The organism is Bacillus sp. JZ109, from assembly GCF_053903135.1.
The window spans coordinates 2612525-2626827 of sequence record NZ_CP096388.1; the positions used below are offsets into that span (position 1 = coordinate 2612525).

12 protein-coding genes are annotated in these 14303 nt (G+C 42.2%); 1 reads left to right on the top strand and 11 read right to left on the bottom strand.

Going from position 1 to position 14303, the window contains the following annotated elements:
• Positions 1-104 precede the first annotated feature (104 nt).
• From M1D94_RS13720 to mcpC, 3 genes are all read right to left on the bottom strand, one after another.
• Positions 105-995 (bottom strand): Vgb family protein, encoded by an 891-nt coding sequence (locus M1D94_RS13720; protein ID WP_041850890.1) that lies wholly within the window; start codon positions 993-995, stop codon positions 105-107.
• A gap of 393 nt (positions 996-1388) precedes the next feature.
• Positions 1389-2255 carry an NAD(P)-dependent oxidoreductase gene (locus M1D94_RS13725; RefSeq protein ID WP_015715802.1) on the bottom strand — a complete coding sequence of 289 codons (867 nt, stop codon included), beginning with the start codon at positions 2253-2255 and terminating at the stop codon, positions 1389-1391.
• A 137-nt stretch (positions 2256-2392) separates the two neighbouring features.
• Positions 2393-4360, bottom strand: a complete 1968-nt coding sequence (gene mcpC / locus M1D94_RS13730; protein WP_282627357.1) for a methyl-accepting chemotaxis protein McpC — start codon at positions 4358-4360, stop codon at positions 2393-2395.
• Between the two features lie 134 nt (positions 4361-4494).
• Between mcpC and M1D94_RS13735 the strand changes: the two genes are divergently transcribed.
• On the top strand, positions 4495-5196 hold the full coding sequence (locus M1D94_RS13735) for a GNAT family N-acetyltransferase (RefSeq protein ID WP_282627356.1): 702 nt from the start codon (positions 4495-4497) through the stop codon (positions 5194-5196).
• On the opposite strand, the gene splB is transcribed toward M1D94_RS13735, so the two are convergent.
• The 8 genes from splB to papB form a co-directional block, all read right to left on the bottom strand.
• Positions 5189-6217 carry a spore photoproduct lyase gene (splB, locus tag M1D94_RS13740; RefSeq protein WP_003232425.1) on the bottom strand — a complete coding sequence of 343 codons (1029 nt, stop codon included), beginning with the start codon at positions 6215-6217 and terminating at the stop codon, positions 5189-5191. The two genes, M1D94_RS13735 and splB, sit on opposite strands and share 8 nt — an antisense overlap.
• Positions 6218-6294: 77 nt before the next feature.
• Positions 6295-6534, bottom strand: a complete 240-nt coding sequence (splA, locus tag M1D94_RS13745) for a splAB operon transcriptional regulator SplA (protein WP_072174297.1) — start codon at positions 6532-6534, stop codon at positions 6295-6297.
• Positions 6535-6624: 90 nt separating this feature from the next.
• Positions 6625-8337, bottom strand: a complete 1713-nt coding sequence (gene ptsP / locus M1D94_RS13750; protein ID WP_003218638.1) for a phosphoenolpyruvate--protein phosphotransferase — start codon at positions 8335-8337, stop codon at positions 6625-6627.
• Entirely contained in the window at positions 8337-8603 is a 267-nt protein-coding gene (locus M1D94_RS13755; protein WP_003154654.1) for a phosphocarrier protein HPr, read from the bottom strand. The genes ptsP and M1D94_RS13755 overlap by 1 nt, the downstream gene beginning before the upstream one ends.
• Positions 8604-8700: 97 nt before the next feature.
• Entirely contained in the window at positions 8701-10800 is a 2100-nt protein-coding gene (gene ptsG / locus M1D94_RS13760; RefSeq protein WP_064671323.1) for a PTS glucose transporter subunit IIABC, read from the bottom strand.
• Positions 10801-11028: 228 nt separating this feature from the next.
• Positions 11029-11895: a glucose PTS transporter transcription antiterminator GlcT gene (gene glcT, locus M1D94_RS13765; RefSeq protein ID WP_003218635.1), complete on the bottom strand. Its 867-nt coding sequence runs from the start codon at positions 11893-11895 to the stop codon at positions 11029-11031.
• A gap of 62 nt (positions 11896-11957) precedes the next feature.
• Positions 11958-12923 (bottom strand): LacI family DNA-binding transcriptional regulator, encoded by a 966-nt coding sequence (locus M1D94_RS13770; protein WP_038827528.1) that lies wholly within the window; start codon positions 12921-12923, stop codon positions 11958-11960.
• Between the two features lie 282 nt (positions 12924-13205).
• Complete coding sequence (papB, locus tag M1D94_RS13775; RefSeq protein ID WP_121591735.1) at positions 13206-14300, bottom strand: di/tri-peptidase; 1095 nt, start codon at positions 14298-14300, stop codon at positions 13206-13208.
• Positions 14301-14303 lie beyond the last annotated feature (3 nt).

The following is a 14303-nucleotide window of genomic DNA, read 5'->3' on the forward strand; positions in this document are numbered from 1 at the left end:
ATTTATGCCATTGATAGATTTGACTTTTTATAATAAAGGAGAAATGTTTGGGTCAGGTTGAGCAGCATAGGTTTCGCATGAGATGCAAAGGGTCCTCTTTTCCTTTATTTAGTTAATTTTAATTTCCCTATTTTGTTACATTCTAATGCAAACCATACTGTGCCATCATTATCGCATCCTATTCCATGAGGCTCAGCATGAGGTGTGTTGATTGTATATTCTTCAATTGTTTGATCACTTGTCAGCCTTCCGATTTTATTTCCCCCCCATTCGGTAAACCATAAATCAGATCTTACACCTGCAGCGATAGCGTGAGGCCGTGCATTTGGTGTAGGGATATCATATTCAGTTATGTCACCGGAAACCGTAATCTTACCTATCTTATTACCCACTATCTCTACAAACCAAAGTGCATCATCATGCCCTTTTGTAATGCCTACCGGTCCTGCTGCTGGTGTAGGAATCGGAAACTCCGTTAACTCACCTGATTCAGTTATTTTGCCGATAGCATTATTCTGGTTTTCAGTGAACCAAAGTGAGTGATCTGAACCCAACGTAATAAAAGAAGGGTACGATCCTTCATTAGGCAGTTCGTATTCATGAATTTTGCCCTCTGATGTCAATTTACCTATACGATTTCCATTCATCTCAGTAAACCAGATATCTCCGTCTGGACCTTCCGTAATCCCATATGGGGCTGAATGTTGATGCGGCAATGGATATTCTATAAATTGCCGTTTTGCTGTCAGTTTCCCTATCTTATTAGCCCTATTTTCTGTAAACCAAATATCACCTTCTGAAGACACCGTTAAACACATGACTCCAGCATCAGGTGTCGGGACAATATACTCTTGAATTTGGCCCGTCTTATCAAGACAGCTGATCTTGTTAGCTTTATGTTGAGTAAACCATACCTTTCCTTCGGGTGAAATGGCTATCCCGTATGGACCAGAATCAGAATGTAAAATATTTATTTCTTGCTGTTCAAGCTTCATATCAATACCCCCATCAATAATAATCTACAAAAAAAGCCTCCTATACTCACTTTTCTGAGATAGGAGGCAATGCTAAATCGACTTCACTCCAAAGCCGCTTTAGTAATAAGAATATTACCCCATAATCCTATCTCAGAGAATAAATCAATAAACAAAACAAATCAGCATTTAGATCATCAGAAAAATAGTCACTGATGTTGAATGTATAGGTTAAGCTATTGATTCTTTCTTAAAGCTAGAATTATAGAATCATGTTCTTATTTTCACCCTTCCGTTTTGTCAATTAATTAAAACAAGTGGTATTTTTCTCTTTTACGCACTTATAGTCCAAAAAAAGGCTGTCGAGATTTTCACGACAGCCTGATGGTTGCCTGCAGGATACAAGCAGTCCTTTTATTTCACCCAAAGCTTATATATACTCTGTGTTCCGCTGTTTTCTTCACCTTGAGCAGCTAGCTTGTCATATAAGGATTTTGCGAGCGACAAGCCTGGCATTTCTTCCCCCATTAATTCTGCTTCCTCTAGTGCAATTCCCATATCCTTAATAAAATGCTTCACATAAAATCCCGGTTCAAAGTTGCCTTGCAGCATACGGGGAGCAAGATTTGACAATGACCAGCTTCCGGCTGCGCCCGTTGTGATGCTTTTCAGAACATTTTCTGGCTCTAGGCCTGATTTTTGGGCATAAGCCATCGCTTCAGCAACACCGATCATACCGGCTGCAATTGCAATCTGATTGCACATCTTGGTATGCTGTCCGCTTCCAGCCGGTCCTTGATACTGAATATTCTCTCCCATTAAAGAGAAAATCGGCATGCAGGCTTCAAAAGCTTCTTTTTCTCCACCGACCATAATCGCGAGTGTTCCGTTTTGTGCACCGACGTCTCCACCGGAAACAGGAGCGTCTAAAGCGAACAATGCTTTTTCTTTGGCCGCTTCAGCAATCTTCTTCGCAAGCGAAGGCTTAGATGTCGTCATATCAATAAGATATGCGCCTTCTTTTGCGTTTTCAATAATTCCATTGCTTCCGAAATACACTTCTTCAACATCACTGGGATAGCCGACCATTGTAATGATGACATCCGCTTCTTTCGAAAGATCTTTGACCGTATCTTTCCAGATCGCGCCTTTTTGAAGTATGCTTTCTGCTTTTTCTTTTGTCCGGGTGTACACCAAAACAGGGTGGCCGTCATTCAGAATATGTGATGCCATGCTCTTTCCCATCACTCCAAGACCGATAAAACCAATTGTTTTTTTCAAGGTCATTCCTCCCAGATGTTTCGTTTTGATTTTAGTTAAAATTTATCATTTTTCCTTCATTTTTTAGACTACCATATCTATTCATCTTATAACATAAAAAATCCCCAAAACAAATGATGTTTGGGGATGTAATTGGATTACAATGTGAATTTTGCAATTGTGTTCATAAGCTCTTGGCTTGCATGCTTTAGTGTTTCCGTTGAGTGTTTGACTTTATCAAGGGTGACAAGCTGTTCATCGGTTGATGCGTTCACTTCCTCTGCTGCGGCAGCTGATTCCTGTGATATGGCTGAAATGCTTTGAATAGCTTCAGAAATCGCAAGCTGTTCTTCACTCATTCTTTGAATTTCCGCGTAAATGTGATCAATACCTTGTACCAGTGACTGCATTTCTGCAGTTATCGTATTTAATACCTCTCCAGTTTCGTGAATGGCACTGTTTTGTTCATCATTCATTCTGCTTGCCTCAACCATCGCGTGAGAGGCCTCTTTTGTCTCAAGCTGGATAAGCTTCACAGTCTCGCTGATATGCTTTGTAGAAAGGGCTGATTGCTCAGCTAACTTCCGCACTTCATCGGCTACGACGGCAAAACCGCGCCCGCTTTCTCCGGCTCTGGCTGCCTCAATACTGGCATTTAAGGCAAGCAAGTTGGTTTGATCAGATATGTTTGAAATCGCTGTAACGACTTCTTCAATATTCTTAGTTTGATTTTCCAAATCCAGCAGCATCGTTTCAACCTTTTTCGTTTCCATATTGGCTTCGTTTGATTTCATCAGCAGCTGGCCGAGCGCGTCAAGTCCTTTATAGCTTGCATCCTCGGACGATTTTGAACGTTCTTTAATTCCGCCTGCCTCCTCAGCGATTTGCCTGATTTTCGTTGACAGGCTTTCCGATTTTTCATTAATGGTTTCAACTTCAGAAGCCTGTTCCGATGCCCCTGCGGCTACTTCTTCAATCGCTTTTGCAATTTGTCCGCTTGTTTCATTAGTTTCGGCAGAGACAGCCGTTAGTTGTTCAGAGGTATCAGATACTTTCCCTGAAGAGAGTCTCACTTGCTCAACCATTTCCTTCATATTTTCAACCATCAGATTGAAATCTCTTGTTAAAATACCGACTTCATCCTTAGATTTTGATTCCGCGCGCACTGTTAAATCGCCTGCGGAAACAGCTTTCGTTTTTGCGATCAGCTGCTGTATCGGACCGGTTATCGTTTTGGCCAGGAAGTAGCTGAGAATAATTGTTATGATAAGCGCAATCAATGATATCCAAAGATTTGCCCGATTCATTTTATCTGAAATCCACATTAATTGATCGGTATCAAATTGCGTTCCGACCTTCCAGCCTGTCTCGCCAATCGTTTGGTACACAACCATTTTCCCATTCACATCTTGTATCCCTTTTTTCTCGGATGTGATGGTTTGCAGTGTTTGATCCTTTGATATATTTTTTCCTTGATTTGACGGATGGGCTAAAAGATTGCCGCTCGCATCAGCTAAAAAGGCAAATCCTTTGTAAGGCACCTTTTGTTTATTGACCATACTCTGGATAGCAGAGAGTTTCAAGTCATAGCTGGCAACCCCTATCACTTTTTGCCCGTCTAAGATCGCTTTCGATGCAGTAACAATCATGTCTCCTGTCACGACATCTTTATAAGGTTCCGTCCAAACAACTTGATCCGGGGTTTCAGCTGCAAGCTTATACCATGGTCTTGATGTTGGATCGTAATCCTCAGCGAAATCCGCTTTTGGATATGTAAACATTTCTTTTTTTGCGGTGCCTATGTAAGCCATCGCAACATAATCATCGTTGTCTTTGATTTGCTTAATGTCATCGTGAAACAGCCGAGCAGCTTCTTTACTTGGTTTCGTTACAAATGTATGCGTTAATTCCCCATTAGCCAATCTTGATAACGAAATGGCATAACTCTTTAATTGCAATTCAATATTTTGTTCAAGTGACTGCGTCACGTTTTGAGTTGTATTTTTCCCATCCTCTGTAATCATCGGTTTTAGCGTCAAATAAGAAGACAGCATTAAAAGAACAACTGTGACGATTAACATAATCGAAACAAAAACAGCAATCTTCATGTGAAGTTTTTTAAACAAACCAATCCCCTCCTAATTTCTATATCGGCCCTTTCGTTTGAAAAATGAATAATCAAAAAATAAATTATAAGAAAATCGGAATATATTTACTGAAAATTCAATTTTCGTTATAATGAAACTACATAAGGAGAGTGATGATCATACTAAAACAAATGTATGTGCACGACGGCAGAAAATTTGAGGCTCTGACCATCAGAAACTACACTGAGACTGACATCGAGAGGCTGATTTCTCTTCAAAAAGAATGTTTTCCTCCTCCGTTTCCCCAGGAATTGCTGTGGTCAGAGGACCAGCTTGCCAGCCATATCAAAACCTTTCCAGAAGGCGCTTTATGCGCGCTCATCAATGGCAGAATTATCGGTTCCATGACTGCTCTTATTGTACAATTTGAGCCTGAATCTCCTGACCATACATGGGCACAAGCAACAGACAACGGATCGATTAAAAACCATGAACCTTATGGAAATACTTTATATGTAGTGGATATTTCTGTTTCTCCTCATTATCGAAAGCTTGGAATCGGAAAATGGCTGATGAATACGATGTATGAGCTGACTGTTGATAAGAGACTGGAGCGCCTTCTCGGCGGCGGCCGCATTCCTTTATATCATAAATACGTACACGAGATCAGCGCTGTTCAGTACGTTGAAGATGTGATGGAAGGCAGGAAAAACGACCCTGTGCTGTCCTTTCTCCTCCGTTGCGGGCGTTCACCTATTCGTGTAGTAAGCAATTATTTGGAGGATAAAGAATCATTGAATTACGGCGTTTTGATGGAATGGAAAAATCCTTTTTATAAAAAGAGAGCTGTTGATCACAACAGCCCGTTTAAGTGAAATATTCAATTTTTGCGTTAGGGAAAAAGGTATCAATATAGGATTCAAGTGCTTCTCGAAGTGCATGCTCTTCATCTTTCTGATAAATATATTTTCCGATCCCGTAGCGTCCCCATTTATAACGGCGCTTTTCTTCATCTAATTCGAGCTTCGTCTTCGGATAATTTTTCTCTATCACTCGTTTGGCCGGTTTTGTAAAACGGTGTTGAATTAATTCAAACGTTATGTCATGTCTAACGTCCTGCGGCAAAGCAGCATCAAGCTTTTCAAACAGATGTCTGTATCCTTCTTCCCAGCCTTCATGAATATAAATCGGAGCAACAATAAAGCCTAGCGGGTAGCCTGCTTTTGCAACTTTTACTGCCGCCTCTATCCGCTTATCAAGAGGTGAAGTTCCCGGCTCAAAGTTTTTAATCACATAGTCGGCATTAATACTGAATCTGAATCTCGTTTTCCCGTTATGCTTTGCGTCTAATAGGTGATCGACATGATGAAATTTCGTTACAAATCGGAGCTTTCCGAGATCACTTTGGCCAAAATGTTCAATGGCGCGCTTCAGCGTGTGTGTCAGATGATCAATTCCTACAATGTCTGACGTACATGATGCTTCGAACCTTGTGAACTCTGGTGCGCGCTCCTTCATATACTTATCTGCCTGATCCAAAATCTCTTCGACGTTTACATAAGTTCTGATATACGGCTTTGATCCCATGGTTGTTTGCAGGTAGCAGTAATGACAATGCCCCATACAGCCTGTTGCAAACGGAATGGCATATTCAGCCGAGGGTTTGGATGAATCAAACTTTAATGTTTTCCGGACACCGATAACTAAAGTTGATTTCGCATTGCGATATTGCTGAAGATGATTTTTCCCAGGAATATTACGCACCTGATTGTGGGATGTTGTTTCTCTGATTTCAATGCCCATATTCTCAAATTTTTCTTGTAATTCTTGGCCTAGCGGATATTCCAGTGCCCTCGGTTCTATATATACAAGCTGCGGAACAAATGGGTTCTGCATGATGCCACATCCTTTTCCTTTACTAACGTTACTTTTCTCACTAGGCGGAAAGGATATGAGTTGTAATGATTTCCTTGTTACTCATACGGATCAATATCAAAGAGTTCTTTGTAAAGCGATTTAGCTTCTTCATAGCTTGCAAACACAGCATCGTCCTCTGCGAACGGATGATAGGTTTCATAAATAAACAGGGAAAGCTCGCCTTCATGGTATGGATGGTGCACAATTTTGGCTTCCTTTATGTGGGCTACATTGGCGGCGTGCGGATTTCTGTAGATCACATAAACAGTATCTCCTGCGTTAAATTGGTTTGACATACTATCCCTCCTAGCCATGTTATTGTGTCCTTCTATACCCTTACTTATGAAAAAAACCAGACAGGCCGGAGGCCGTCTGGTTTTTGTACATTACTTGAAGGTTTCTTTTACGAAAGCGACAACTTCTTCTGTCGTGCTCATAGATAAGATTTTCTCTTTGAATGACTCAGCTTCTTGTTTAGACAATTTGCTGATCTGTGTTCTTGCCGGAAGAATAGACGTTGCGCTCATTGAGAACTCATCTAAGCCTAAGCCGAGAAGGATTGGAATCGCAATCTCGTCTCCTGCCATTTCTCCGCACATGCCAACCCATTTTCCTTCTTTGTGTGCTGCTTCAATTACCAGTGTAATTAAGCGAAGGATTGCCGGGTTGTATGGCTGATACAGGTAAGATACACGTTCATTCATACGGTCAGCTGCCATTGTGTATTGGATCAAATCGTTTGTTCCGATACTGAAGAAATCAACCTCTTTAGCAAACTGATCAGCGATGACTGCAGTTGACGGAATCTCAACCATCATTCCGACTTCAATATCGTCAGATACAGCCTGTCCCGCTTTTACGAGCTTTTCTTTCTCTTCAAGAAGGATCGCTTTTGCTTCTTTGAATTCGTTAACTGTCGCAATCATAGGGAACATGATTTTCAAGTTTCCGTATGTACTTGCACGAAGCAGCGCGCGAAGCTGTGTTCTGAAGATTTCTTGCTCTTCAAGGCAAAGACGAATCGCTCTATATCCCAGGAACGGGTTCATTTCTTTAGGAAGCTGCAGGTAAGGAAGCTCTTTGTCTCCGCCGATATCAAGTGTCCGCACGACGACTGATTTTCCTTCCATACGCTCAAGAACCGTTTTGTAAGCATCAAACTGCTCATCTTCTGTAGGCAGCTGATCTCTTCCCATGTAAAGGAATTCTGTACGGTAAAGGCCAACTGCTTCTCCGCCGTTTTCAAGAACACCTTTTACATCATCAGGAGTACCGATGTTCGCTGCAAGCTCTACATGATGTCCATCTTTTGAGACAGTCGGTTCATTGACAAGCTTCGCCCACTCAGCTTTTTGAGCCAAATAAGCATTATGTTTTTCTTCATACTCTTTTACAGTTTCCGCAGATGGGTCAATAATGACATCGCCATTGATACCGTCAACGATAACAGTCACGCCGTTTTGGATCGTGCCTGTAGCCGCTTTCGTTCCAACAACTGCTGGAATCTCAAGAGAACGTGCCATGATGGCAGAGTGAGATGTGCGTCCGCCGATATCAGTAGTGAATCCTTTTACGAACTCACGGTTTAATTGGGCTGTGTCAGACGGTGTTAAGTCTTCAGCTACAATAATAACCTCTTCTGAGATCATGCTTGGGTTTGGAATTTCGACGCCAAGCAGGTGGCCGGTTACGCGTTTTGTTACATCGCGGATATCTGCCGCACGCTCTTTCATATATTCGTTGTCCATAGATTCAAACATGGTAACGAACATAGAAGACGTTTCTTTTAAAGCGAATTCAGCGTTCACTGAATCAGTGCTGATTTTTTCTTTCACAGGGTTCAGAAGCTCAGGGTCACTGAGAACTAAAAGGTGAGCAGAAAAAATATCAGCTTTATCCTGACCCAGTTCTTTCAAAGCGTGCTCTTTGATTTTTTCGAGCTCTTCTTTTGAACGTGCAATCGCTTCATCAAAACGGCTTACTTCCGCTTCAGAATCAGAGATGTTTTTCTTTTCAACCGTTAAATCTGGCTCTTCAAGCCGGTATGCTTTTGCAATCGCGATGCCGGCTGAAGCACCAATCCCTTTTAATTCTTGCATTACTCGCCGAGTCCTTCGCTTTTCATTGTTTCTTCTAAAGCGTTAAGAGCATCGTTTTCGTCAGCTCCGGAAGCAGAGATTGTGATCTCAGCGCCTTTAGCGATACCTAAAGACATAACACCCATAATAGATTTAAGGTTAACTGTTTTGCCGTTATATTCTAAATTAACGTCAGCGTCGTATTTGCTAGCAGTTTGTACAAGAACTGTCGCAGGACGAGCATGGATTCCAGAATCTGCAGTTACTTTAAATGTTTTTTGTGCCATTTTTATCATTCTCCTTTTAACTTAAAGCTTTATTACTTCACAATATTATATCATACAACCGTACTTGTCATCTGACAAGCACGGCGTACTAACACCCTTATTTTTCAATCTTCACAATATCTTCTTGTTCTCTGTTGACTGAACCGCTTGCTTTAATGCTGACTGTTTCTCCTTCAGCAAGGTTTGTAAATACAATCGGTGTCATGAGAGATGGTACATTCGGTTTGACTGCATCCAGATCAACTTCAAGAAGTTTTTGTCCAGGCTCAATGCGGTCTCCTTCTGATACGAAAGACGTAAATCCTTCGCCCTTCAGGCTGACGGTATCAATACCAAAGTGGATTAAAATTTCTCTTCCGCCGTCGGATTGCAGGCCGATCGCATGTTTTGTCGGGAACACATTGAGAATTTTTCCGCGAACCGGTGATACGACAATTCCTTCAGAAGGGAGAATCGCAAAACCGTCACCCATCATTTTCCCTGAGAAGACTTGGTCAGGAACATCCGTAATCGGGTGAATTTCCCCGGTAATCGGAGAAACGAAAACTTCCTCGCCGATTTCATTTTGCAGCGGTTCTGCAATCACTTCCTCAACCTGCTGGCCTACTTCCTCTTGAGCAGATGTTTTCGGCTCAGGTCTAGGCTTGCGTCCCGCAATAATGTCTTGCATTTGCGTTTTTAACCCGTCAGAACGCGGTCCGAAAATAGCCTGAATGTTGTTGCCGACTTCCAGCACTCCGGAAGCGCCAAGCTGTTTCAGACGGTCTTTATCAACCTTTTTCTGATCGTTTACAGTCACACGCAGACGAGTGATACAAGCATCAAGGTGTTTGATGTTTTCCTGGTCACCCATTGCCTGCAGAATCTCATAAGGAAGATCTCCTGCTTCACCAGTTTTCCCAGGTGCTGCTGTTTCTTCCGCAGCATCCTCGCGTCCAGGTGTTTTCAGATTAAATTTGCGGATGGCAAATCGGAATCCAAAGTAGTAAATGACCGCTAACCCTAAGCCGACAGGGATGACAAGCCACCATGCCGTCCGGTTCGGTAAAATACCGAATAGGAAGTAGTCAATTAAACCGCCGGAGAATGTCATACCAATCTTAACATTCAACAGCTGCATGACCATGAATGAAAGTCCCGCAAACAAACAGTGAATCGCAAACAGGACTGGAGCAACGAATAAGAAAGAAAATTCCAATGGCTCTGTGATCCCCGTTAAGAAGGATGTCAAGGCCGCTGAACCCATAATACCTGCAACGAGTTTTTTGTTTTGCGGTTTTGCTTCATGATAAATGGCAAGCGCCGCAGCAGGCAGACCGAACATCATAAATGGATATTTACCTGTCATGAACGTACCTGCCGTTAACTGTACGCCGTCTTTAATCTGCGCCATAAAGATACGCTGATCCCCGCGGATGATTTCTCCTGCTGCACTCTTATAGCTGAAGAATTCATACCAGAACGGCGAATAGAAAATGTGGTGCAATCCGAATGGGATAAGCGAACGTTCAATCACCCCGAAGATAAATGCAGCAAGGGTTGGATTCGCTTCCACTAATCCTGTTGAAAAGGCATTCAATCCATGCTGGATCGGAGGCCAGATCACTAACATAATAAGACCCAGAATCAGTGCAGAAATTGACGTAACAATTGGAACGAAACGTTTACCCGCAAAGAAACCAAGGTATTGCGGCAGTTCAATTGTGTAAAATCTGTTAAACAATAATGCAGCTAACACACCGACGATAATACCGCCGAACACCCCTGTCGCCAAGGTAGGTATACCAAGCATGTTTACATATGCAGGATGGTTTTCCGTAAAGAACTTGGCTCTTTCAACTGAATCCGAAGGAATGGTTCCGTTTGCAAGAAGAACCGCACTCATGGATACATTCATTACAAGATAACCGATAATTGCTGCAATCCCTGCAACTCCATCACCGTTGGCAAGCCCGATGGCTACACCTACTGCGAAAAGAAGCGGAAGGTTATCGAAAACAATCTGCCCAGCGCTTTCCATCACACCTGCTACAAGCTGAACATTGTCATTGCTCAAGAAATGCAGGACCTGAATCATGTCCTTATTTTGCATCGCATTCCCGATCGCAAGCAAAATACCCGCAGCCGGAAGGATCGCAACTGGAAGCATAAGCGCACGCCCAATTTTTTGAAGAACGCCGAATAATGCTTTAAACATAAGAATTGACCTCCTCTTTTTACTAGTCTGACCTTACAGCTAAAAATCATGACAACGAATTCACAGGCGTAAGTCTTCCAGTTTAACCGTTTACATTTGCCCTTTTACACAACAAAAAGGCATGAGCAAAATTGGGTGCGCAAAAGAACGAGAATGAACTTCCCGTTTTTTTCCCTCAATCACTCATGCCTGATCGAATCAGTAACACGTTATAAGGATAAACTGAATTTATGAAATTTTATTGGTTAATCGGTACAGATGAAGCGTCAGATAAACCGCTTCCGCCTCATGAACTGGTTTCTTCAATGTTTGCTGCAAGATTTTAATCAATTTCCAAGCTGTATTGTAGCATAGCGGATATTCATTTTTCAATAACAACATTAATTTTTCTGGTTCTTTAGTCGGTTCTTCTTTTTTAATTCTTTCTATTGTAAATCTGATATGCCTGATCAGCCGCAAATAGTTGACACTTTCCTTATTTACTTTCATTTGAAATGAGTCTTCAATCACCTCGACAAGCTGCGCCATGAGCTGAGAGTGCTGATTGACCTCGGACAGCGGACGGTTTGTCAACGCTGAATGGATATGCAGAGCGATAAAACCAATCTCCCCTTCCGGAAGGCAGATTCCCGCTTTTTCATTGATCATATCTATGACTTCTTTGGCAATTTGGTACTCCTCAGGATATAGTGACTGAGTCTCCATTAGAAATGGATTTTTCATATCAAATCCCTGCTGCTGCCTTTTGATCGCAAATGCGATATGGTCTGTCAACGCAATGTGAATATGTTCATTTAATGAGTGATTAGTCCTATTGCTTATGTGATAGATGACATCGTTTGAAATATCAACGAGCTTTTCATCAACATAGTCAAGGAGCTTTTTAAACTGCTTTTGTTCCTTCTCGTCTTTTAAAATAAACATTTTATCGTAGCCTTTATCTTCAATGACATCATCTTGTTTTTTTCCGAAACCAATACCTTTTCCGATTAAAACGACTTCGCTGTATTTATGATGAGAAGCAATTAATACGTTATTATTCAGTACCTTTTTCACTGTGAAGGACCCATTCACGATCCTCAGCTCCTTTGTCATTCAATACCTCATATCGTACATAACGAACAGAATGCACGTCAAACCTTTTTTCAATGCATTCACTAAACAGTCGATCTTTCGACGAGACGGTAATCCAGAACTTTCCTTTCAATCGGCTGTCCTTGAATTCTTTTTTCCAGTATGGCAAATGCCTGCTTTCCCATTTCCCTTGTCTGAATATCGATCGTTGTGATTCCAAGCGCTTGGCTGATTTCGTGGTTATCAACGCTTAAGATTGCAAGCTCATCCGGTACTGACACCCGCTGGTTCTTTGCTTCAAGAAAAAGCCCTGCTGAGACTTGGTCATTGGCAACAAAAATAGCCGTCGGCTTTTCCTTCCACGTATTCCATTTATGAAAAAGCGCCTTCCCATCATTGATTGTAATCGCTTTCTCAATTACCCAGTCTTCACGAAATGCCTCCCCGATCTCTTCCAATGCCTCTTTGTAGGCTTTGATTCGAAAATGACTGTTCATGCCTTTTTTTCTTGCCAAACAGATGGCTATTTTTTTGTGCCCTTTGGCAATTAAATAGTCCAAGCCGTTCCGAAATGCTTCTTGGTGAGGAATGCTGATGGTTGGGAAGCGGGCAATATCTGAATTCTGGCAAAGCAAAATCGGGCCCTCCCATTCCATGAGTTTCTCATCAGCAAGCGCCTTTGAGCAAAAAATCAGGCCGTCAACCTGGCGCTGCTTTAATTGGGACAGCGCAAAGATTTCTTTTTGTACCTCATAGTTTGTTTGGAATAAAGAGAGGTGAACCCCGGATTCCGCGGCTGCGTCGGCTATTCCTGCAATCAGCTCTGCAAAATATGGCAGATTAACCGTCGGCAAGACAACACCAATCATGTTTGAAAATCCTTTCGACAAATGTACAGCGTGAATATTTCTCGTGTACTCCAATGATTCCATTGCCTCAAACACTCTTTTTCGTTTGTCTTCACTGACGTATGGATGATTGTTTATGACTCGGGAAACCGTTGTAACAGAGACACCGGCTTTCTCTGCAATGTCTTTAATATTAGCCATAGATTCCCTTCTTTCTAAATCCCCTTGATCTGGAATGCGTTTCATACAATATGATATGGACGTACCAGATATCTTTTTGTGTTTTTAGCTGAAAGGAGAAGATCACATGGGTTTCTTCATTTTAATTGGGTTATGTCTCACTGTTCTCGGTGGCAGCTGTCTTGCTGTAAAACCTCTCAACCAAAAACATGAAATTAAACCCTTTCGAACATTTGATGATTTTTTTATTTAATGCAGATAAAAAAGGACGATGTCGAGAACAAAGTCCTTTTTTATTTCTTATTACGGCAGTATGATTAATTCCTTTGGATATTGGGTCAGAGCAACTGCCCCGTCCTTTGTTACGTGAACGTCATCCTCAATGCGCACGCCGCCGATTTCAGGCACATAAATCCCCGGTTCGATCGTGTAGACCATGCCTTCCTGCAGCAGTGTATCGTTGGCCTGGCTCATTGATGGATACTCATGGACAGAAATTCCGAGTCCATGCCCAAGCCGGTGAGGAAAATAGTCACCGTATCCCGCTTTTTCAATGATTCCGCGGGCGGTTAAGTCCAGATCTCCGATTCTCACACCGGGTTTGCTTGCCTCAATCGCGGCTTTTTCCGCTTGAAGTACAGTCTCGTAAATGGCCTCCTGCTTCGGATTGATGGTTTTGTAAGCAAACGTTCTTGTAATATCAGAGCAATAGCCGTCAAGAATAACACCGAGATCAAATAATACAAAATCACCTTTCTTCAACGTGGCTGTACCAGGATTTCCATGTGGCTGGCCTGATTTTTCTCCGAATAAAACCATTGTAGAGAAAGACATGCCCTGAATTCCTTTTTTCTTCAGCTCATACTCAATTTGAGCGAGCACTTCCACTTCACTGATGCCTTCACGCAAAGCGGCTGTGCCGACTTCAACACCGTAATCCGCAAGCTTTGCCGCCTCTTTCAGCAAACGAATTTCATTGTCATCTTTAATCAGGCGAAATTGATTGAGTGTTTCTTCTGCTGAAACAAATTGAGCCCCGCCCGTCGCGTGCTTCAGCTGTTCTGCACGAGATAGGGAGATTGAATCCTTTTCTACCGCAAGCGTATGTATGCTGATATTTCGCTTTTTCAAGGCCTTCTCTATCAGCTCCCACGGATTTTCGTGATCCGCATAGCCAATGATTTCATGATTCCAGCCTGCGTTGCGGGCCTGTCCTGCTTCCATTCCTGGACAAACAAAGAAAGGCTCCTCTTCTTGAAAAACAAATAACCCCATTAATCTTTCATGCGGCTCTGTGTAAAAACCGGTTAAGTAAAAAACATTTTCTTTTGTATGAATAAATGCGGCAGTATGCCCCGCTTCCTTCAGCCATGAAGAGACGCGTTGTATTCTATTCACTTC

Bases quoted from the DNA above. Each gene is read 5' to 3' on its own strand.
- glcT (WP_003218635.1), bottom strand. From the start codon at position 11,895: ATGACAAAGGAGCTGAGGATCGTGAATGGGTCCTTCACAGTGAAAAAG.
- M1D94_RS13735 (WP_282627356.1), top strand. From the start codon at position 4,495: ATGATCATACTAAAACAAATGTATGTGCACGACGGCAGAAAATTTGAG.
- M1D94_RS13770 (WP_038827528.1), bottom strand. From the start codon at position 12,923: ATGGCTAATATTAAAGACATTGCAGAGAAAGCCGGTGTCTCTGTTACA.
- ptsG (WP_064671323.1), bottom strand. From the start codon at position 10,800: ATGTTTAAAGCATTATTCGGCGTTCTTCAAAAAATTGGGCGTGCGCTT.
- ptsP (WP_003218638.1), bottom strand. From the start codon at position 8,337: ATGCAAGAATTAAAAGGGATTGGTGCTTCAGCCGGCATCGCGATTGCA.
- M1D94_RS13720 (WP_041850890.1), bottom strand. From the start codon at position 995: ATGAAGCTTGAACAGCAAGAAATAAATATTTTACATTCTGATTCTGGT.
- M1D94_RS13755 (WP_003154654.1), bottom strand. From the start codon at position 8,603: ATGGCACAAAAAACATTTAAAGTAACTGCAGATTCTGGAATCCATGCT.
- splA (WP_072174297.1), bottom strand. From the start codon at position 6,534: ATGTCAAACCAATTTAACGCAGGAGATACTGTTTATGTGATCTACAGA.
- splB (WP_003232425.1), bottom strand. From the start codon at position 6,217: ATGCAGAACCCATTTGTTCCGCAGCTTGTATATATAGAACCGAGGGCA.